Annotated in this window: 18 protein-coding genes; 7 read left to right on the forward strand and 11 right to left on the reverse strand. The window is 63.1% G+C overall.

Annotated elements, in window-relative coordinates; translation table 11 throughout:
- Positions 1 to 45 precede the first annotated feature (45 nt).
- Positions 46 to 336 (forward strand): 50S ribosomal protein L28, encoded by a 291-nt coding sequence (gene rpmB, locus ACQKOE_RS10330; protein ID WP_374590900.1) that lies wholly within the window; start codon positions 46 to 48, stop codon positions 334 to 336.
- Between the two features lie 70 nt (positions 337 to 406).
- Here rpmB and ACQKOE_RS10335 read toward each other — a convergent pair whose 3' ends face one another.
- Positions 407 to 1,393, reverse strand: coding sequence for an esterase-like activity of phytase family protein (locus ACQKOE_RS10335; RefSeq protein WP_427512718.1), 987 nt, complete (start codon positions 1,391 to 1,393; stop codon positions 407 to 409).
- Positions 1,394 to 1,499: 106 nt separating this feature from the next.
- On the opposite strand from ACQKOE_RS10335, the gene ACQKOE_RS10340 reads away from it, so the two are divergent.
- Positions 1,500 to 2,024, forward strand: a complete 525-nt coding sequence (locus ACQKOE_RS10340) for a hypothetical protein (RefSeq protein ID WP_427512719.1) — start codon at positions 1,500 to 1,502, stop codon at positions 2,022 to 2,024.
- 9 nt (positions 2,025 to 2,033) lie between these two features.
- Here the strand turns inward: ACQKOE_RS10340 and ACQKOE_RS10345 are convergent, their stop codons facing one another.
- The gene (locus ACQKOE_RS10345) at positions 2,034 to 2,348 is read right to left on the reverse strand and encodes a hypothetical protein (protein ID WP_427512720.1); all 315 of its coding nucleotides are present in this window, start codon (positions 2,346 to 2,348) and stop codon (positions 2,034 to 2,036) included.
- 84 nt (positions 2,349 to 2,432) lie between these two features.
- Positions 2,433 to 3,614, reverse strand: a complete 1,182-nt coding sequence (locus ACQKOE_RS10350) for an aspartyl/asparaginyl beta-hydroxylase domain-containing protein (protein ID WP_427512721.1) — start codon at positions 3,612 to 3,614, stop codon at positions 2,433 to 2,435.
- Positions 3,615 to 3,713: 99 nt separating this feature from the next.
- Between ACQKOE_RS10350 and ACQKOE_RS10355 the strand changes: the two genes are divergently transcribed.
- Positions 3,714 to 4,742 carry a hypothetical protein gene (locus ACQKOE_RS10355; protein ID WP_427512722.1) on the forward strand — a complete coding sequence of 343 codons (1,029 nt, stop codon included), beginning with the start codon at positions 3,714 to 3,716 and terminating at the stop codon, positions 4,740 to 4,742.
- Here the strand turns inward: ACQKOE_RS10355 and ACQKOE_RS10360 are convergent.
- The 4 genes from ACQKOE_RS10360 to xseA form a co-directional block, all read right to left on the reverse strand.
- Positions 4,733 to 6,316 (reverse strand): sulfotransferase, encoded by a 1,584-nt coding sequence (locus ACQKOE_RS10360; protein ID WP_427512723.1) that lies wholly within the window; start codon positions 6,314 to 6,316, stop codon positions 4,733 to 4,735. The genes ACQKOE_RS10355 and ACQKOE_RS10360 overlap by 10 nt on opposite strands.
- A gap of 102 nt (positions 6,317 to 6,418) precedes the next feature.
- The gene (locus tag ACQKOE_RS10365) at positions 6,419 to 9,502 is read right to left on the reverse strand and encodes a TonB-dependent receptor domain-containing protein (RefSeq protein ID WP_427512936.1); all 3,084 of its coding nucleotides are present in this window, start codon (positions 9,500 to 9,502) and stop codon (positions 6,419 to 6,421) included.
- Positions 9,503 to 9,872: 370 nt separating this feature from the next.
- Entirely contained in the window at positions 9,873 to 10,073 is a 201-nt protein-coding gene (locus ACQKOE_RS10370; RefSeq protein WP_374590910.1) for a DUF2093 domain-containing protein, read from the reverse strand.
- A gap of 26 nt (positions 10,074 to 10,099) precedes the next feature.
- Positions 10,100 to 11,500: an exodeoxyribonuclease VII large subunit gene (xseA, locus tag ACQKOE_RS10375; RefSeq protein WP_427512724.1), complete on the reverse strand. Its 1,401-nt coding sequence runs from the start codon at positions 11,498 to 11,500 to the stop codon at positions 10,100 to 10,102.
- On the opposite strand from xseA, the gene purD reads away from it, so the two are divergent.
- Together purD and ACQKOE_RS10385 are read left to right on the forward strand one after the other, a co-directional pair.
- Entirely contained in the window at positions 11,499 to 12,776 is a 1,278-nt protein-coding gene (purD, locus tag ACQKOE_RS10380) for a phosphoribosylamine--glycine ligase (RefSeq protein WP_427512725.1), read from the forward strand. The two genes, xseA and purD, sit on opposite strands and share 2 nt — an antisense overlap.
- A 42-nt stretch (positions 12,777 to 12,818) precedes the next feature.
- Positions 12,819 to 13,625, forward strand: coding sequence for a helix-turn-helix domain-containing protein (locus ACQKOE_RS10385; protein ID WP_427512726.1), 807 nt, complete (start codon positions 12,819 to 12,821; stop codon positions 13,623 to 13,625).
- Here the strand turns inward: ACQKOE_RS10385 and ACQKOE_RS10390 are convergent.
- The gene (locus ACQKOE_RS10390; protein ID WP_427512727.1) at positions 13,622 to 14,617 is read right to left on the reverse strand and encodes an adenosine kinase; all 996 of its coding nucleotides are present in this window, start codon (positions 14,615 to 14,617) and stop codon (positions 13,622 to 13,624) included. The two genes, ACQKOE_RS10385 and ACQKOE_RS10390, sit on opposite strands and share 4 nt — an antisense overlap.
- A gap of 133 nt (positions 14,618 to 14,750) precedes the next feature.
- Between ACQKOE_RS10390 and ACQKOE_RS10395 the strand changes: the two genes are divergently transcribed.
- Positions 14,751 to 15,185: a hypothetical protein gene (locus ACQKOE_RS10395; RefSeq protein ID WP_427512728.1), complete on the forward strand. Its 435-nt coding sequence runs from the start codon at positions 14,751 to 14,753 to the stop codon at positions 15,183 to 15,185.
- An 80-nt stretch (positions 15,186 to 15,265) separates the two neighbouring features.
- Positions 15,266 to 16,231: a hypothetical protein gene (locus tag ACQKOE_RS10400; protein WP_427512729.1), complete on the forward strand. Its 966-nt coding sequence runs from the start codon at positions 15,266 to 15,268 to the stop codon at positions 16,229 to 16,231.
- Between the two features lies 1 nt (position 16,232).
- On the opposite strand, the gene ACQKOE_RS10405 is transcribed toward ACQKOE_RS10400, so the two are convergent.
- From ACQKOE_RS10405 to ACQKOE_RS10415, 3 genes are read right to left on the reverse strand one after another with little or no spacing between them, the layout of a single operon-like run.
- A complete protein-coding gene (locus ACQKOE_RS10405; protein ID WP_427512730.1) occupies positions 16,233 to 16,628 on the reverse strand; it encodes a HesB/IscA family protein in 396 nt (131 codons plus the stop codon).
- Complete coding sequence (locus ACQKOE_RS10410) at positions 16,625 to 17,098, reverse strand: SUF system Fe-S cluster assembly protein (RefSeq protein WP_374590926.1); 474 nt, start codon at positions 17,096 to 17,098, stop codon at positions 16,625 to 16,627. The genes ACQKOE_RS10405 and ACQKOE_RS10410 overlap by 4 nt, the downstream gene beginning before the upstream one ends.
- Positions 17,095 to 18,246 (reverse strand): aminotransferase class V-fold PLP-dependent enzyme, encoded by a 1,152-nt coding sequence (locus tag ACQKOE_RS10415; RefSeq protein ID WP_427512731.1) that lies wholly within the window; start codon positions 18,244 to 18,246, stop codon positions 17,095 to 17,097. Before ACQKOE_RS10415 ends, ACQKOE_RS10410 begins: the two co-directional genes overlap by 4 nt.
- Between the last annotated feature and the right edge of the window lie 77 nt (positions 18,247 to 18,323).

An 18,323-nucleotide genomic window follows, 5' to 3' on the forward strand; every position in this document is an offset into this window, starting at 1 on the left:
CCCTTCTCCCGCATTGGGTAGCAGTTTTTCGAAGCGAGTTTTGCCATGTCCCGTATTTGCGAACTGACCGGCAAGGGCCGCCAGGTCGGCCACAACGTCAGCCACGCCAACAACAAGACCAAGCGCGTTTTCCTGCCTAACCTGCAGAACGTGACGCTGCTTTCCGAAGGTCTTGACCGCAGCTTCAAGTTCCGCGTTTCGACGCAGGGCCTGCGTTCGGTCGAGCATGTCGGCGGTCTGGACAACTGGCTGCTCAAGACTTCGGACGAAAAGCTTTCGGCCACCGCGCAGAAGGTGAAGCGCGAGCTGAAGAAGAAGGCTGCCGTCGCCGCCTGATTCGCTGAAAGCGAGCCAAGCAATTCAAAGGCGTCCGGTTATCCGGGCGCCTTTTGCTTTGGGGGCGCCTTTATCTTGGGGGCAGGGCGGTTTCGTCGATCCGTACTTTCAGCAAGAGCACGCGCTGCGAAACCGCGCTGTTTTCGTCGCTGATGATCCAGGCGACCAGTGTGCCGTCCAGCTGGCGCTCGATGGCAAGGCCCTCATAATTGTCGACCGGCCAGGGCGCGGAAAGCTCCGCAATCTCGGTCGCGCGCCAGACCTGACCGGGCCTGATCTCCGCCGGATCAGCCAGGGCCACCTTGATCGCAAAGCGCGCCGGAACCGGCCAGACCAGGCGCCGCATCAAGATCAGGACGCGGCCATCCGGCAATTGCGCCATGTCGGTCGGCCGGTAACCGTCCACACCAGCAAAAGTGAATGCTTCAGCCGGTCGTGCCTCCGTCGGATCGCCCGAATGGATAGTGGCGGGATGACGAAACTCCCCGAACCATCCGTCGCGGCATTCGCACAGCGCAATGAAGCGCCCATCCTTCAGCCGGACAAAGGCCTCGACCCCGGAGTTGCTTGGCCAGTCCCGCCATTCGGGAACCTTGCGCCGCACCTCCAGCCGCATCCCCGGCCCATACCGCGCCACGGCATTCTGCCCTTCCTGCGCCAGCCACAGCTGCCCGGTGGCCGGATTCCAGGTCGCGGCCTCGATGTCCCGGTTCGTTTTGAGTGCGCGCGAACCAGGCTGGGCAGATCCGAAGCGCGGCGCAATCCGGGCACCTCCGGGCTCACCGAATTCCATGAAGTAACCCCGGTCGCTGAAAGCCCTCAGGCGACCCGGCCTGATTCGTAGCAAAGCCGAATAGCCGCCGAATTCAAAGTTGGAACTGGTCAGCTGCCAGGCCTGCTCAAGCCGGAGCGGTCCAGCACGGCAACAGTCGCGCTCCACGGCTACCCTTTGCCACTTCAACCTGGGTGACAGGTCCTGAAGGGGAGGATCTGTCCGCACCCAGGTACCCGGAGCCAGGCCGACGGCGACCAGAACGAGCAGCATTATCCGACGCATCGAAGCCGTGTGGCGCCTCCCCCGCCTCCACGCAATAGCGGGAATTGACGCGCGCCCGGACGGCGATGCACAATGCGTTTCGTTTGCACATTGCTGGAGAGAAACCTTGCGCCACGCCGTTCGATCTGCCCTGCTGGCACTTTGCCTGTTTTCTGCGCCAGCCTACGCAAACCAGCCTGATAACGCCCAACAACCGCCGGTTTTCCGAGAGGTTCTGGACTGCCGCGCAATTGTGGACGCCAGCGCCCGCTTGGCCTGTTTTGATCGCAGCGCCGCCGCACTTGCGACGGCGGCCGAGAAAAAGGACATTCTGGTGGTGGACCGGGCGACGGCGCGCGAAACCAAGCGCGGCCTGTTCGGGCTGACCCTGCCGAAAATCAAGCTGTTCGGCGATAACGACGACGAGGAAATCGCGCAGATCGATACCACGATCGCCTCGACTTATACGGCCAGGGACGGCGCGACAGTCTTCGTCCTGCAAGACGGCGCGCGGTGGAAGCAAACCGACGGCCGCGACACTTACGCCAAGTCCGGTCAGGCGATTACAATTCGCAAAGGCGCCCTAGGGAGCTTTTTTGCCAAGGTGAACAATCAACCTGGGGTTCGTGTCGTACGCCTTCAGCAACAATAGGGGGCGCCCTCAGTTGCCGGTATTCCAGGATTTGCTGGTCATTTCTTCGTAAGTGTCACGGGCGTTCTGGTTCCCGATTTCATCGGCCGCCTTCCATTGGCGGTTTGTCCGGCATGAATAGGTCTTCTTCACCAATGACCCGATCTCGCCCGATTCCACGCAGCGAATGTAAAAAGGATGATTCCGGGGTACCTTGGAGTTGAATTCGCGGATTTGCTTCTGGCTCATCTGCTTCGGATTCGGTTCGGCCAGGGGCAGTTCGACTGCCGAAGCCGAAGCCGGAGCAGCCTGAGTGAGCAGTAACATCAAAACCGTACCAAGCATGGGAAACCTCTTCCGCGAATCCGGCGCTATTTTCTGCGACAAGCCGCGATACTACCCTACCCCCGCAAAACCGACAAGCGCGGCTCAGGTCAGCGCAAGGTCGGCTTTCTCGAAGTAGTCGCTGACCGCCTTGCGTTCCGCATCGGACAGGTGCGGATTCCAGGCATCGATGATCAGGATGGCGCGCGGCTCGTCGCTGTCGTTCCAGGCCTCGTGGTCGATAGTATCGTCGAACGCGAAGGCGCGGCCTTCAATCCACTCGCGAGTCTCGCCGCCAACGCGGAAACGGCAGCCCGGCGGCACGATCAAGGGCAGGTGAATGATGGCCCTGGTGTTCGTTACGCCTGTATGCGCGGGTATATGGCTGTGCGGGCGCAAGATTGAGAAGAAGGCCGAAGGACCACGGTTCGGAATGTTCAGAATCGGCAACCGGCTTAAAAGAGCGGCGGTTTCAGGGCATCTTTCATGCACCGGCAGGTTCGGCACGCCATACTCCCACAGGAAGCAGGCCCCCCAATCCAGCGAAGCGTCCAGTTTGCTCCATTTGTTTTCCGGAATCCCTTCCCCCAGTCGAACATAGGGCCTGATCGCCTCCCCCGGTTCGCGCATGATGCCCAGCAGCTCGTTTCGAATGACGTCGGTATGTGCCTCCAGTTCCTCGAACCACGGGAAGTGGCACCGATCGAAATATTCGTCCGCCGGCAGGAAGGGGTAATGCACGCCCGCGCACTCGTTGTGGAATATGGCGCGGCGGCCAAGTGCCCGGTCAACAAAGGCACCGATCCTTCTGCGCTCCGTCTCATTCCAGTCTTTTTGCCCTTGCGCTACAAGCAGGTCCGCCGTCGACTCCAGTCGGGTCTGGAGTTTTCTGCAATAGGCAGCGCCTTCATCCAGCTCCGCCCGCACTGTGGGCGAAACTTCCAACTCCTGCCGCTCGACCAATTGCTGGACCCCGTGCCAGGCAATCAATGCGGCAGTTTCCTTCCCTTTTCGCTGAAGCCACTGCGCCTTGCGCAATTGGGCGCTGAAATCGAGCTGGTTGATCGCCAGGGCGCGATCCAGGGCATCCCCTTCGGCGTCGATGTTTCCGGCCAGACGGTGCGCATGCGCCAGATTGCACCATAGAGGCAAAGCGCCCGGATCCAGCCGAGTCGCACGTTCAAACTCAGCTATCGCAGCCTGATAATCCTGTGCGCGCAAGGCGGTCATGCCAGCGCCGTTGGCTTCTTGCGCGGACGTTGCAGGTGCGATCTGGTCGTTCTGCATTTTGGCAGCGCCTCCCCAAGGTTGGACACGGATATGCGGTCTCTGCATCGGCAGCAAGGGCCAGTTGCGAGATCCTGCGGGCACGCTTAAGCACGGTTCGTGGCAAACGAAGCTCAAACCCAGCTTTCTGATCCAGCGTGGCTTGCGCACCGCTATGTGGAAAGCAATGACAGCGTTCGATTTATCCATGTTCCTCGGCAGGATCATGCATCCACGCCTTTTCTGACCGATGATTGCCTCGGCCCCCGCCCGACGGGAAGAGATCTTCCCGCAAGTGCCTGTCTGTCGCTCGCCAGCGATCCACCAGTGGGCTTTCTCTTTCACTCCGCGTTTTGTGGCTCCACCCTGTTGACCCGCGCATTTGACCGCCCCGGATATGCAATGGGGCTGTCCGAACCGGTCATGCTGAACGATGTGGTCGGCTATCGACGCCGGGGAGCGAAACCCGCCGCAGTAGCGCGCCTGGCCGATCTGACGACCCGCTTGCTGGGTCGGCCCTTTGGGGCGGATGAAATGGTCATAATCAAGCCGTCCAACATTGTTAATCCGCTGGCGGAACTCCTCCTCGCGCTGCGGCCACAGGCCCGCGCCATCTTTCTCTACGCACCGCTGGAGACCTTCCTCATTTCGGTTGCGCGCAAGGGATTGCCCTGCCGCTTATGGGTGCGTGAGCTGCTTGAAGGCTATTTGCGGGAAGGGTTCGTCTCGCTGGGTTTCGCCCCTGAGGACTTCTTCAGGCAAAGCGATCTGCAAGTGGCGGCAGTAGGATGGCTGGCCCAGCAAGCCTATTTTCAGAGATTGGCTGGAAAAAATCCCGATCGGCGGCTTCGCACGCTCGATGCCAATCGCATGACTGCCGAGCCCGCGCGGGCAATCGCGGCGGCGGCGGATCATTTCGGTGTGCAGTTCGATGCGGCGACTGTCGCGGATATTGTGTCCGGGCCTGCCTTCAACAAACACTCGAAGTCGGGACAAGCATTCACGGCCGGAAGCCGGACGCAGGAATATGCTGCGGCTCGCGCGGCATATGGCGAGGAAATAGGCCTGGTCCTTGCCTGGGCCGAGAAAGTCGCTGCGGGAGCTGGAATTGCCTTGAGCGGTCTCGATCCCTTGCTCGATCAAGCGTAGCCAAAACGCTCGATCCACGGGTTCAGGATCGGCAGGACCGGTTCCAGATATTGGGCATAGCGCTCCCATTGGCGAGTGCCGTCATAAAGCCCGCGCCGGACCTGGCTCGAACTGGCAGTGGCCACGCCGCGATTCTGCGCCGTGCGATCAAAGCTGCGCAGAGTTTCATTCCATTCCAGGCCCAGGAAATCGCACACCTCGCGCGTGGTCTGATCGAAATCCTGAACCAGGCGGTGATAGTGAACCTCCAGAACATTCAGATCCAGTTTCCCGACGGCGTCCTCGGTCAGGCTCATCATTGCAGCATAGTGCCGGGCGGCGCGTTCCAGGCTGGTGAATTCCAGAGTCCCGCTTGTCATGGCGAAATTGGTGCGGAAACAACTCCAGACCACATCGCGCGGATCACGGCGCATGATCAGGATGCGGCTTTGGGGGAACATCTTTGCAATGAAAGGCAGGCGCGTTCCCTTCAAAGGGTCCATGTCCACGAAACACCGGGCATTCGAGGAAACACCCGAAGCGACGACGCCATCCCAGTAGTCCCGGCATAGGGCTGCAATCGAGCCTTCGTCCAGTGACGCAAATCGCTTCATTCCCGCCACGACGAATGCATGGTCGCCCATCAGGTAGGTCCGGTCAGCGGCGGAGAGGGTCGGGCGCTCTTCCAGCGCCTCTACCCCGGGAAGGGAGGCCAGCACGTTCTCCATCAGCGTCGTGCCGGATCGGGGATAGCCCAGCAGAAAGACATGCTTTTCCGCAGCATGTGCCGGCTGCTGGTTTCGCGCGCCGTGCCATTGCCCGGTGGGAACCGCAGCCAGCCCGCAGTGAATCGATTCGACAAATTGCCGGTGACCAGGTTGCCCTTCCGCCATCGGTGCATTGACTGCTGCGAAATCAGCCTTGGCCGCGCAGTAGGCATGATAGGCCTGATCCACGTCCTGCAGCTGGTCAAATGCATCGCCCAGCAGGCCCCAGGCAAATGAACGATCCGGGCTGGGCTGTGCCGACCGTGCTATCAAGGCCTGCAATGGAGCGATGACGCGCTGTGGCTGTTTGGCAGTAAGGTCCGCACTGGCCAAGGCGCAGGTCGCTACCGCGTTGATCGGATCAAGCAGCAGCGCATCCTGGGCATGCTTTCGTGCACGGGCTTCGTCACCTTCACGCGCGGCCAAGCCCGCGAGGCCGGCATGAGCCTGGGCAAGATTGGGCGCTAAGCGCGCTGCCTCGGCAAAGCTATCGCGGGCTGCGGCATTGGACCCGCCGGAAGCCAGGATAGCCCCGCGTTCAAGCCAAGCGTCGGGATAGTGCGGGACGGACCGGATGGCCGCATCACAGGCCAGCACGGCATCGCGCAAGCGCCCTTGCTTCCGCCGCAAAACGGCCAAGCCGGTCAATACCGCTGGATTGCCTGGTTCAAGCGCAAGCGCATGCTGAAACAGGGCTTCTGCGGCTTCAAGTTCATGCCGCGCTGTCCGCCCCAGAGCTGCAACCATGTAATCATGGGCGTCGGCCCGCGATTCCGCGATGGCCTTCTCTGCTTCGCGGGCCAGTGTTTCAAGGCTATCGTGGCTCATTTCGTCTGTTGGTCGACTTGCTCAAACGGTGTCAAGCATCGCCGCAAACAAAAAGGGGTGGGCATTGCTGCCCACCCCCGTTTGTGCGTCTGGTCCGAAGGATCAGAAGCGCAGCTTGGCCGAAACGGCAAAGCGGCGGCCGAGCGCATCGTAGGTCGACGGGAACACGTTCCCGCTGTTGTACGAGGTCGAACCGATCGTGTTGCCGACAACCTTGGGCTTGTTGTCGAACAGGTTCTGAACGGTTGCCGTGAACGTGAAGTTCTCGGTCGCATTGAACCGCAGCGTCAGGTCGAAATAGCTTTCCGACGGGATCGTGCGGAATTCCGGTTCAACCATGCAGGCATCCGGGTCCGTACCGTTGGGATCGCGGCAACCGCCTGCAACGGCAGCAGCAAGATCGTCAGCCAGCTGTTGCGGTTCAAACTGCACAGTGTCGATCCAGCGCCACAGGAGCGAAGCATCGAACTTGCCCACCGACAGGGTGGTGCGCTGCGAGAACTGGAACTTGGGCTGGATCGAACCGGTGAACGAGCAGTTGACCGAGTAGTATCCAACGCAGTTACGGTCCAGTCCGGTCGGAGTGGCCTGATACTTCGAGTTTGCGGTGTAGTTACCGACGAAGCTCAGAGCCAGCTTGCCGAAGCCCAGATCACGGTTGTAGTTCGCAATCAGGTCCACGCCATCCGTAGCCAGCTTACCCAGGTTGCTGAGGGGTGCGTAGAGACCGGGGGTGTTCGCCGGGTCACCATCAAGACCACCGGTGACCGGGTTACGGCGGATGACCGTACATGCCGGGTTGGTGGTGCTGGCCGCAGTAATCGAACCGAAGCAGGCCGACACGAGGTCGCCCGGCAGCGGTGCACCGATCACGTCCTTAACCTTGATGTTGTAGTAGTCGACGGAGAGCGAGAAGCCCGGGATCATCGACGGCTGGATAACAACACCAGCGGTCCAGGTATCAGCCTTTTCCGGCTCAAGGTTCAGGTTACCACCAGAGGTGATGTTGGCCTGACCCGCAGTCGGGTTGGTGATCGAACCGATCGAACCTGCAGGGGCGCCCTGTGCAAGGCAAACTGCGCGCAGATTGCTATTGGCAACAGGAGCGGCACCAGCGCAGGGATCGACGCCCAGGTTGGTCAGGCCGGTGGTCAGCGGCGTGAACAGTTCACCGATGTTCGGAGCGCGAACAGCGTGAGCGTAGTTACCGCGAATCTTCACGTCAGCAACCGGCTCCCACGAAGCGCCGAACTTGTAGGTCCAGGTTTCGTTGTTGCCGCCGCCGTCGACCTTGTACTTCGAGTAGCGAGCGCCACCCTCAAGAGTCAGGCTCTTGAACATCGGGCGGTCTTCGATCAACGGAGCAATAAGCTCGGCATAACCTTCCCAAACGTTGTAGCCGCCGTCGATGTCCGGAGCAGCCCCGCCAGCACCGCCGAGTTCACCCGGCGTCTTGGCAAGGAGGTCCGACGCCTGCTGCGCCTTGTACGAGCGATACTCGCCACCAAGTGCGAAGCCGACCGGCGTGCTGGCACCCGGCGATGCAAAGCCGAGATCGCCCGAGACGATACCGCGAACCTGTGCCAAGCTGGTGCGAACCGTGGTTGTGCTGTCTTCGGTCAGGAAGCCAGCCATGGCCGGAGTGATCGAACCGTCAGCCCCGAACGCATTGACCGGAACGCACGCGGTGTTGCCGCTGATGCAGGTTGCGGTGTTGTTGGCCAGCAGGGCTTCCCGCCAGCGCGACTGCAGAGTGTAGTTCTTGATCGTCTGCAGCTTTTCGGACTCACCGTACGAACCGCTCAGATCCCAGTCGATATTCGAGGTGATTGCACCGCGCAGGCCTGCACGGATGTCAAACACGGTCGAAGTGTAATCGCTGATACGCGGACCAACTTCAGTCGCACGGCGACTGAGGTTGAAGGTTACCGTACGATAGTTCGGATCGCTCGGACCGGTGGCCGTAGCAGCAGCAGCACACTCGGTCGGGGTGAAGCGCGGGGTATAGGCAATCTGACCCGAAACCGCATCACCTGCAGCATTCACACCGTTAACCACCGGAGCAATGTTGAAAGCGCAAAGCTGGTTGCGCAGCGCAGCCGGCAGATAGGGGTTGTTCAGGTTCGTCGTTACCGAACCGCCAAACGAGCCGGACGGCGCGATGATGGTCGAAACGGTGTTCTTCGAGAACATGCCACGGGTATAAACTTCAACCGCGTCGCTCACTTCGTAATTTGCCTGAGCGAAGATGTTGAAACGCTCAAACGGCGTCTGGAAGACGTTGTAAGGGTTGAAGTTGAAAGTTGCGAAAGTCCCGACGGCCTGACCGGCCGAGTTGACCTGACGCGTGCCACCGTTCGCGGCGCCGCCCGTGACCAGGGCCAGGATCGGAGTGCCATCTTCGGCCGTTCCGGTCTGGCTGTATTGCGGAAGGGTGTTGATAACACCGTCTGTCAGAGGACGAGTGCCCGTGATGCGCGAGGGAACGCTGGTGCCCGAGCCGCCAGCGCCGCCCGAATAGGAGCTGATCTGCTCAACCGAGAAGTCGCGCTGACCCTGATAAACCGCGTCGGCCTTCTGATAACCAATGCTCAGCACAGCGTTGCCGCGCCCGTCATCGAAGTTCGCACCAACGGTAAGGTCGGTGCGGAAGTAGTTGCCGTCACCCTTTTCGGTGATCTGCTCGCTGGCCGAAAGGTCCATGCCGGCGAAATCGCGGCGGGTGATGAAGTTGATAACGCCGGTGATGGCGTCAGCACCATAGGTGGTCACGGCTGCACCGGTCTGCGCATCCACGCGGCTGATCAGAGCCAGCGGAATGTTGTTGAGGTCGACACGGCCAGCAAGGTCCGCCGGGGCGATGCGGTTGCCGTCGAGCAGCACGATATTGCGGTTCGAGCCGAGGCCGCGAAGGTCAACGTAAGAAGAACCGCCGTTACCGTTGTTCACGGCCGAACCGATGTTGGCGACAACGCCCGGAACTTCGCGCAGGACTTCTTCAGCAACGTTCGACTGCTTCAGTTCGATCTGGTCAGCAGTGGTGACGTTGACCGGATTTGCCTGAACCAGGTTGGGGTTACGGATGAGCGAGCCGGTGACCACGATGGTCTGATCTTCCGGAGCAGCTTCGTCCGTTGTCGTTTGAGCAAGCACGGGAGTGCTGATCAAGGCCAGCCCCAGCACCATCGGTGCAGTGCCGGCCTTCAGCGCGGTAATAGTTTGCTTTTTCACAGGTCAGTTCCTCTGTAAAATCCCGCGCAGATACCACGCGGATTTTGGTCATTTCCGCATCCGAACTGGGCAAAACCCCAGCTACAATACGGAAAAGATGAACCCTGAATGACGAAAAGCCCCCGCTCGGGCAAAGGATTTTCCCATTTTGGAAGCTTTCAGGGTCACACCTGTTGCATGTGCGCAACAGGCGGGAGTCCCGAATAAGTGCCGAGTTTTGGGGGTTCTGGACCAGGGAGAGGTGCTTTGGGAGGAACAGGCAGTCCCTCACGCCGCCTACTAAGGGCTTTAGATCAAGGGGTTATCCCGCGTTGCGGGGATAACCCTACTTGCCCAGCAACCGCCGGGTTGCCAGTTCCGGGCTGGCGTAGGCTTCCTGGTGCTCGACGCTCCAGTACCGCAGGGCTTCGAGCAGGATCGGTTCGCCGCTGACCGCGCAGACCACGTGGTTGCCCGGGCTGAGGACGCGGAAGCCATTGGCCTGGAAGAACAGCATGGCGGGGCGGTCGGCGGAGTTCATCAGCATGGGGCCACCCTAGCAAACCGCGCGGTCTAGAGCAATTTGCCTTGCGGGCTATCGTCCGGGGGTGAGGCGGGTTTGGGTCGGGGCGCGGCTCGCATGGGCGCGGGGCCGGTGCTGACGGCCAGTTCGCCATCCTGGAAATGAAGGTTGAGCGACGCCGCGCCAGACGCGGCGGCCCTGTTGGTCAACGTGCGCCCGGAGGGATCGGTAACCCGGACATAGCCACGCGCCAGGACCTTGTCGGGATCGAGCGACACGAACAATCGCGCCAGGCCGTCCAGCCGCCCACGCGCCGTCTGGACCCGCGCCGCGAGCAGGGGCAGGGACAGCCGCCCGGAAACGCGCTGAAGCTCTCCGCGCGCCAGCATGGTGCGATCGCCCAAGGCGCGGCGGAAGCGTTCGGACAGTTCGTCCAGCTTTTGCGCCTGCGGGCTGAGCAGGGCTTGCGGCGCGGGCAGGCGTTCGGCGCGCGCGGCCAACCGCTCGCGCCCCAATTGCAGGGGGCGCAGCACGGCGCGGCGCTTGCGCAGGGTCAGTTCGCCAATCTGGTTGATCAGGTCGCTGCGGACCGGGACCGCCATTTCGGCTGCGGCAGTGGGGGTCGGCGCGCGGCGATCGGCGGCGAAGTCGCACAGCGTCGTGTCGGTTTCATGGCCCACAGCGGAGATAATGGGGATCGAACAATCCGCGACGGCGCGGACCACCGCTTCCTCGTTGAAGGCCCAGAGGTCTTCGATCGAGCCGCCGCCGCGTGCCACGATCACGAGGTCAGGCCGTGGAAGCGGTCCGCCCGCGGCCATGCCGGAGAATCCGCGCACCGCTGCGGCCACCTGCTCTGCCGCGCCCTGACCCTGGACGAGGACCGGCCAGACCAGCACGCGCACCGGGAAACGGTCGGCCAGCCGATGCAGAATGTCGCGGATCACGGCGCCAGTCGGCGAGGTGACCACGCCGATGGTGCGCGGCAGGAATGGCAAGGCCCGCTTGCGCTCTGGCGCGAACAGCCCTTCCGCCTCGAACCGCGCCTTGTTGCGCGCGAGCAGGGCGAGCAGCGCGCCTTCGCCCGCCACTTCCATCCGCTCGATCACCAATTGATAGTTCGACCGCCCTGGATAGGTGGTGAGCTTGCCGGTCGCGACGACTTCCAGCCCGTCTTCCGGCTGGAAATTCAGCCGCTGTGCCGTGCCGCGCCACATCACCGCGTCGAGCCGCGCATTTTCGTCCTTGAGGCACAGATAGACGTGGCCCGATGCGGCGCGCTTGAACCCGCTGATCTCTCCGCGCACGCGGACAAAGCCGAAGCGATCCTCAACCGTGCGCTTCAGCAGTGCGGAAATCTCGGACACGGATAGCGCTGCGGCGTTGTCGCCAGCCGCTTCCTTCGCTACCAGCCCGGCGGATTCTTCTTCAAAATAAGGCGGCGCTGACATGAATATCCTGCTGATCGGTTCGGGCGGCCGCGAACATGCGCTGGCGTGGAAGCTGGCGCAATCCCGCCTGTGCACGAAACTGTTCGCCAGTCCGGGCAACCCCGGCATAGCCGAACATGCCGAACTGGTCGCGCTCGATCTTGGCAATCATGGCCATGTCGCGGAATTCTGCGCCGCGCAGGGCATCGGCCTGGTGGTGGTCGGCCCCGAAGCGCCGCTGGTCGATGGCCTGGGTGACAGCCTGCGCGCCGCCGGACTGCCGGTGTTCGGCCCTTCGCAGGCCGCTGCCCAGCTGGAAGGGTCCAAGGCCTTCACCAAGGAGCTGTGCGCTCGCCACAATATTCCCACCGCCGCATTCCGCCGCGTCACCAGCGAGGCCGAGGGGCTGGCCGCGCTGGATCAATTCACCATCCCCGTGGTGATCAAGGCCGATGGCCTGGCTGCGGGCAAGGGCGTGACCGTGGCCATGACCCGCGAGGAAGCCGAGGAAGCGGTCCGCGAAATCTTCTCCGGCCGGTTCGGCGCTGCCGGGGCGGAAGCCGTGATCGAGGAATTCCTGGAAGGCGAGGAAGCCAGCTTCTTTGCCATTACCGACGGCCATACCGTCGTCTCGTTCGGATCGGCGCAGGACCACAAGCGGGTTGGCGATGGCGATACTGGGCCCAACACGGGCGGCATGGGCGCCTATAGCCCAGCTCCGGTCCTGACTCCGCTGCTCGAAGGCGAAGCGCTTGAGCGGATCGTGATCCCGACGGTGCAGGCCATGGCCAGCGAGGGCGTGCCCTATTCCGGGGTGCTCTATGCCGGGCTGATGCTGACCCCCAAGGGCGTCCAGCTGATCGAATACAACTGCCGCTTTGGCGATCCGGAATGCCAGGTGCTGATGCAGCGCTACGAAGGCGATCTGGCCGAATTGATGCTGGCCACGGCGGAGAGCCGGCTGGCCGCCCTGCCCGCGCCGCAATTCTCGCCCGAAACGGCGCTGACCGTGGTCATGGCGGCAAAGGGCTACCCCGACACTCCGCAAAAGGGCGGCGCGATCGATGGACTCGCCGCTGCCGAAGCCGATGGCGCCAAGGTGTTCCATGCCGGAACCGCCCTGAAGGATGGGCAACTGGTCGCCAATGGAGGCCGGGTCCTGAATGTCACGGCGCGCGGTCCGAATGTGACCAGCGCCCAGCAAAAAGCCTATGCCGCAGTCGACAAGATACTTTTCCCGGAAGGTTTTTGTCGCCGCGATATTGGCTGGCGCGAAGTAAAACGTGAAGCTATGTAATTAACCTGAAGGTGCCTTTGCGCACGTTTGGGAGAATTCGGGGTGAAGATTACCCTGGTCGATAGTTCCAGCGCGGAGCTCGGCTCATGTCTCATCGGTTATGTCGGGGGTGAAATCGCTGATCGCGGCCACCTGGTCCGCCGCGTCATTCCGGCCCGCCCCAACTGTTTCGTCCAGATCATCCTGGAAGGCAGCCATGCGCTGCATGACCTGAAAACGCGCCAGCGGCTGGAAGCACCGCAGGCCGGGCTGTTCGGGCCGCTGACCCACTATCGCTATGACATGGAGGTGACCGGGCAGCTGCGAACCTTTTCGGCGCGGCTGCAACCGGCGGCGGCGGCACTGTTCTTCCGCGTCGATCCGGTGACCCTGGTCGACGGCTTTATTCCCATCACTCTGCCCGATGGCCTGCTGGAGCAGCTTCGTGCCACGCCCGACTGGCAAGGCATGGCAGCACCGGTGGACGAATGGCTGAAATCGCTCACCGCAGGGCGGGTCTGCAACGATCCCGTGGCGCGCGAGGCGAGCCGGCAACGGATGATGCGCGGGACCGTGCCGATCCAGGACCTGGCCGATTCGGCGGGACTGTCCCTGCGCCACTTCCAGCGGCGGTTCCGCCAACTGACCGGACTGAACCCCAAGCACTACGCCCGGATCTGCCGGATCGGCCATGCCGTTCACCGCAAGGAGCTGGAGCCGGATGCGCCCTGGACTGATCTGGCGCACGAGGCGGGCTATGCCGACCAGTCGCACTTCATCCGCGACTTCAAGGCGCTGACCGGCACCCTGCCGCGCGACTTCCTGCGCGGGCAGACCCCGATCCTGCGCTATCCGAAATGGGATAGTTAGCCCAGCCGCCTGGCCACGAGCTCTGTCAGGCTGGCTTCGGGCCGCGCGCCATAGTGCGAGATGATTTCCGCCGCGCAGACCGCGCCCATGGTCAGGCATTCGTCGATCGCGCGGCCATTGACGTGACCATAGAGGAATCCGGCGGCAAACAGGTCGCCGGCCCCGGTGGTGTCGACCACCTTGGCAACCGGTTCTGCTGGAACTTCGTAAAGCTCGCCCCCGCTCGCCGCGACTGCACCCTGTTCGCTGCGGGTGACGACCAGCAGCGGAACCTTGTCCTTGAGCGCGTCGATCCCGGCGTGAAAATCGTCCTGTCCCGTCAGCGAGGCCAGTTCGATGTGGTTGGCAAACAGGATGTCGATGTCGCCCGCGTCGATCATCGCGCGGAAATCGTCGCCATGGCGGTCGATGACGAAAGCGTCGGACAGGGTGAAGGCCACCTTGCGCCCGGCGCTCTTCGCCGCCGCAATGGCGCGGCGCATGGCGGCGCGCGGCTCTTCCGGGTCCCACAGATAGCCTTCGAGATAGAGGATCTCGGCATCGGCGATTGCCGCTTCATCCAGCGCGGCAGCGGGCAGGTACTGTGATGCGCCCAGGAAGGTGTTCATCGTGCGCTGGCCATCGGGGGTGACGAAGATCAGGCAGCGGGCCGTGGGCGGATCGCCGGCGCGCGCCGCCGTATCGAACCGGATTCCGCCCGCGCGAATGTCGTGCGCGAAGACTTCGCCCAGCTGGTCCTGAGCCACTTGCCCGATGAAGGCGCAGCGCGCGCCCAGTGCGGCCAGGCCCGCCAGGGTGTTCGCCGCCGAACCGCCCGAAATCTCGCGCGCCGGACCCATGGCCGCATAAAGCTCTTTTGCGCGGTCGGTGTCGATCAGCGTCATCCCGCCGCGCGTCATGCCGAACCGCTCGATCAGCGCATCATCACAAGGAGCCATGACATCGACGATGGCATTGCCAATGGCGATGACCTGGGTGGACGGCTGGGACATGGGGGGAGAATCCTGTGATAGCTGAAAAATAAGGCGAAGCGCGCCTAGCGGCTTTTGTCGGAACAGGAAAGCGTTGAGACATGGCCAATGCGCGCGGCTTGCACAGGGCAGGGGATCTGGCGCAAAGGGGGGCATGGTGTTGTCCCGTCTTGCCCTACCCTTCGCGCTTGGCCTGCTTCTCTCCGCCTGCGGCTCTGGCGGAGGCGCGGTGAAAAGCACGCCCGCCCCAGTCAAGACGAGCAAGCCGGTGCAGATCCGCCCGGTTACGCGCACCACCGCGCCTCTCACCCCGCCCAAGCCGCGCATTCTTTCCGCTCCGGGCCTGGAAGGCGTGATCGGCGCCGGACCTGACGACCTGGTCCGCCAGTTCGGCCCGGCCCGGCTGGACGTGTGGGAGGGCGATGCGCGCAAGTTGCAATTCTCTGGCCGTGCCTGTGTGCTCGACGTGTTCCTGTACCCGGCCACCGCCGGCGGGCCAGTTACCGCCACCCATGTCGAGGCGCGCCGCGCCAGCGACGGGCAGGACGTGGACCGCGCCGCCTGCGTCTCCAGCCTGCGCGGGAAATAAGGTGAGGGGTCAAGGGTAACGGTGATTTAAGGTTATTTCGCCACAGAGAAGGCCTGTTTTGACCATGGGGCCTTGCCGCGATGAGCATGGAATTCGGTGACCTGACGGTCCAGTTCGCAGGTGACGGGCGGATAACCGCCAACGAAATAAGCGAATTGCGCCGCCTTGGCTGGGCGGACGGACGGATGAGTCCGGACGAAGCCGAATCGCTGTTCGTAACCAATGAAACGCTCGACCAGCCGGGGCCGGAGTGGTGCGACTTCTTTGTCGAGGCGCTGACCAGCTTCATGCTCGATACGGTTGAGCCCCGCGGCTATATCGATGCGGAAATGGCGGACGAGCTGATCGCCCGGATCGACCGCGACGGGCGCGTCGGCACCATGGCGGAACTGGAACTGCTGGTCCGCGTGATCGAAGTGGCCCGCAGCGTGCCGCAGAGCCTGCGCGCCTATGCCCTGCGCCAGATCGAGGAAGCCGTCATCATGGGTGACGGGCCGACCCGCCATGGCCACCTGGACCCCTGCGGCATCAACCAGACCGAAGTGGCCCTGCTCAGGCGCATGATCTTTGGCACGGGCAGTGAAGTGCCTGCCGGGGTCAGCAAGGCCGAGGCCGAAATGCTGTTCCGGATCAAGGACGCGACCCTTTACGAAGTGAACTGCCCGGAATGGCAGGACCTGTTCGTCAAAGGTGTGGCGCAGTTCCTGCTCGGCTTTGCCGGAGAGGAAGCCCCCTGTGCCGAACGGATGCGCGAGCTGGAAGCATTCATGACCCGCGAAGGGGCCGGCATCGGCAGCTTCCTGGGCCGGATAGCCAAGGCCGAAGTGGAAACCGGCTTCGCCAGCCTGCTCGAACTGGGCAGCGACGGGCGCGAGCCGCTGGACGATTGGGACGACAATGCGCAGGTCGCCGCCATGTTCACCCAGTCGGAACAAGGCTGGTTGCAGGACATGCTGGAGATCGACGAAGACCTTGACGATCTGGAAAAGGCGCTGATCGCCTTTATCGACGCGGAAACCGGCGAAACCTTCGTCCCGCGCCCCTGAATCAAACGGTAAAGCTTTCGCCGCAGCCGCAGCTGCCCTTGGCATTCGGGTTATTGAACACGAAGCCGGCGGTGAAGTCGTCTTCCTGCCAGTCCATCGTGCTGCCGATCAGGTAGAGCACCGAAGCCGCGTCGATGAAGAACAGCCCGCCCGGCGTTTCGATCCGTTCGTCCATCGGGCTGGCCTCGGTCACATAGTCGACCGAATAGGCCAGACCCGAACAGCCCCGGCGCGGCGTGCTGAGCTTCACGCCGATCGCCCCTTCGGGCGCTTCGGCCATCAGCTTGGCAACCCGCGCTTCGGCAGCGGGGGTGAGGATCACGGCAGCCCTTCGAGACGGCCGCTCTGCCTTCGGCTTCGCTTCCTCCTCAGGACGAGCGGAAATAGGATCGGTCATAGCATTCCAAGCTCCAGCCGGGCTTCGTCGCTCATCTTGGCCGGGTCCCACGGCGGATCCCAGACCAGGTTCACTTCGCAATCGCGCACTCCGGGCACGGCACCGACGCGCAGTTCGACTTCGCCGGGCATCGATTCGGCCACCGGGCAATGCGGCGTGGTCAGCGTCATGGTCACGGCAACCCCGCCATCCTCGGCAACGTCGACACCGTAGATCAGGCCCAGGTCATAGATGTTGACCGGGATTTCCGGATCGAAAATGTCCTTCAGCGCGGCGATCACGCCTTCATAGATATCGCCGCCCGGTTCTCCCGGAGCTGCCCCTTGCGGCTTTTCCGCTAGGAAGCCTTCCAGATAGTCGCGCTTGCGCTCCAGCTTGTCGGCGGGAGTTTCGGCATCTTCCACCTTGGCGCGCGGCGGGGCCGGAACGCTGGCAACTTCCTCGACGATGAATTTGGATTCCTCGCTCATCCGAAGATTCTCCGTGTCCTTTCAATGCCGCGCAGCAGTGCGGCGATGTCTTCGCTGTCCGAATAAAGCCCGAAGCTGGCCCGCGCCGTGGCAGGCACGCCCAGATGGTCCATCAGGGGCTGTGCGCAGTGGTGCCCAGCGCGGATCGCCACACCTTCCTCGTCCAATATGGTGCCGAGATCGTGGGGATGAACCCCGTCCATCGCAAAAGATACGATTCCGGCGCTTTCTTCCGGCCCGAACAGGATAATGTCGTTGCGGGCGCGCAGTGCCGCGCGCAATTCCGCCACCAGCGCGGCCTCGTGATCGTGGATCGCTTGCAGGCCGATCGCGCGGACATAGTCCGCCGCCGCACCGAAGCCGATGGCCTCGATGATCGCCGGGGTGCCAGCCTCGAACCGCTGCGGCGGCGGGGCAAAGGTCGATCCTGCGAAGGTCACTCGCTCGATCATCGCGCCGCCGCCCTGCCACGGCGCCATGCGGTCCAGCAACTCGGCACGGCCCCACAGCGCGCCGATCCCGGTCGGGCCGTAGAGCTTGTGGCTGGAAAAGGCATAGAAATCGCAGCCCAGCGCCGCGACATCGACCGGCAGGCGCGCCACGGCCTGGCACCCGTCGAGCAGGATCTTCGCCCCCACCCGGTGCGCCAGGGCAACCGCACGCTCTGCATCGAGCATCGAGCCGAGCACGTTGGAGACATGGGCAAAGGCGACCATCTTGTGATCAGGCGTCAGCATCGCCTCGGCCGCATCCAGGTCGATCCGGCCATCCGCGGTCAGCGGGCAGACGTCCACCTGCCAGCCAGCCAATTGCCACGGCACGATATTGGAATGATGCTCCAGGGTGGAGAGCAGCACGCGGCCCTTGTCCGGCCAGGAATAGGCGAGGAGGTTGATCGCCTCGGTCGCGCCGCGCGTAAACACCAGTTCTTCGGCCGGAGCGCCAATCAGCGCGGCCACCTTGGTCCGCGCCGCTTCGAAGGCCAGCGTCATGTTGGCCGAGCGAGCATAGACGCCGCGGTGCACTGTCGCATAGTCCCCGCCCATGGCGCGGGTGACGGCGTCGATCACAACCTGCGGCTTTTGTGCGGTGGCGGCAGAGTCCAGATAATGCCAGCCGTCAGCGAGGCCGGGGAATTCACCCTTCAAGACCTCTCCGAACCGGGGAGGGGGACCATCCGCAGGATGGTGGTGGGGGCTTGCGGCGGGCGCGGTGGACGGGGGCA

This window comes from Novosphingobium sp. NPDC080210, assembly GCF_050281025.1.
GTDB lineage: Bacteria > Pseudomonadota > Alphaproteobacteria > Sphingomonadales > Sphingomonadaceae > Novosphingobium.

Bases quoted from the DNA above. Each gene is read 5' to 3' on its own strand.
- ACQKOE_RS10360 (WP_427512723.1), bottom strand. From the start codon at position 6,316: ATGAGCCACGATAGCCTTGAAACACTGGCCCGCGAAGCAGAGAAGGCC.
- ACQKOE_RS10410 (WP_374590926.1), bottom strand. From the start codon at position 17,098: ATGAGCGAGGAATCCAAATTCATCGTCGAGGAAGTTGCCAGCGTTCCG.
- xseA (WP_427512724.1), bottom strand. From the start codon at position 11,500: ATGTCAGCGCCGCCTTATTTTGAAGAAGAATCCGCCGGGCTGGTAGCG.
- ACQKOE_RS10390 (WP_427512727.1), bottom strand. From the start codon at position 14,617: ATGTCCCAGCCGTCCACCCAGGTCATCGCCATTGGCAATGCCATCGTC.
- ACQKOE_RS10370 (WP_374590910.1), bottom strand. From the start codon at position 10,073: ATGCTGATGAACTCCGCCGACCGCCCCGCCATGCTGTTCTTCCAGGCC.
- ACQKOE_RS10350 (WP_427512721.1), bottom strand. From the start codon at position 3,614: ATGCAGAACGACCAGATCGCACCTGCAACGTCCGCGCAAGAAGCCAAC.
- ACQKOE_RS10405 (WP_427512730.1), bottom strand. From the start codon at position 16,628: ATGACCGATCCTATTTCCGCTCGTCCTGAGGAGGAAGCGAAGCCGAAG.
- ACQKOE_RS10365 (WP_427512936.1), bottom strand. From the start codon at position 9,502: ATGGTGCTGGGGCTGGCCTTGATCAGCACTCCCGTGCTTGCTCAAACG.
- ACQKOE_RS10335 (WP_427512718.1), bottom strand. From the start codon at position 1,393: ATGCGTCGGATAATGCTGCTCGTTCTGGTCGCCGTCGGCCTGGCTCCG.
- ACQKOE_RS10345 (WP_427512720.1), bottom strand. From the start codon at position 2,348: ATGCTTGGTACGGTTTTGATGTTACTGCTCACTCAGGCTGCTCCGGCT.
- rpmB (WP_374590900.1), top strand. From the start codon at position 46: ATGTCCCGTATTTGCGAACTGACCGGCAAGGGCCGCCAGGTCGGCCAC.
- ACQKOE_RS10395 (WP_427512728.1), top strand. From the start codon at position 14,751: ATGGTGTTGTCCCGTCTTGCCCTACCCTTCGCGCTTGGCCTGCTTCTC.
- ACQKOE_RS10400 (WP_427512729.1), top strand. From the start codon at position 15,266: ATGAGCATGGAATTCGGTGACCTGACGGTCCAGTTCGCAGGTGACGGG.
- purD (WP_427512725.1), top strand. From the start codon at position 11,499: ATGAATATCCTGCTGATCGGTTCGGGCGGCCGCGAACATGCGCTGGCG.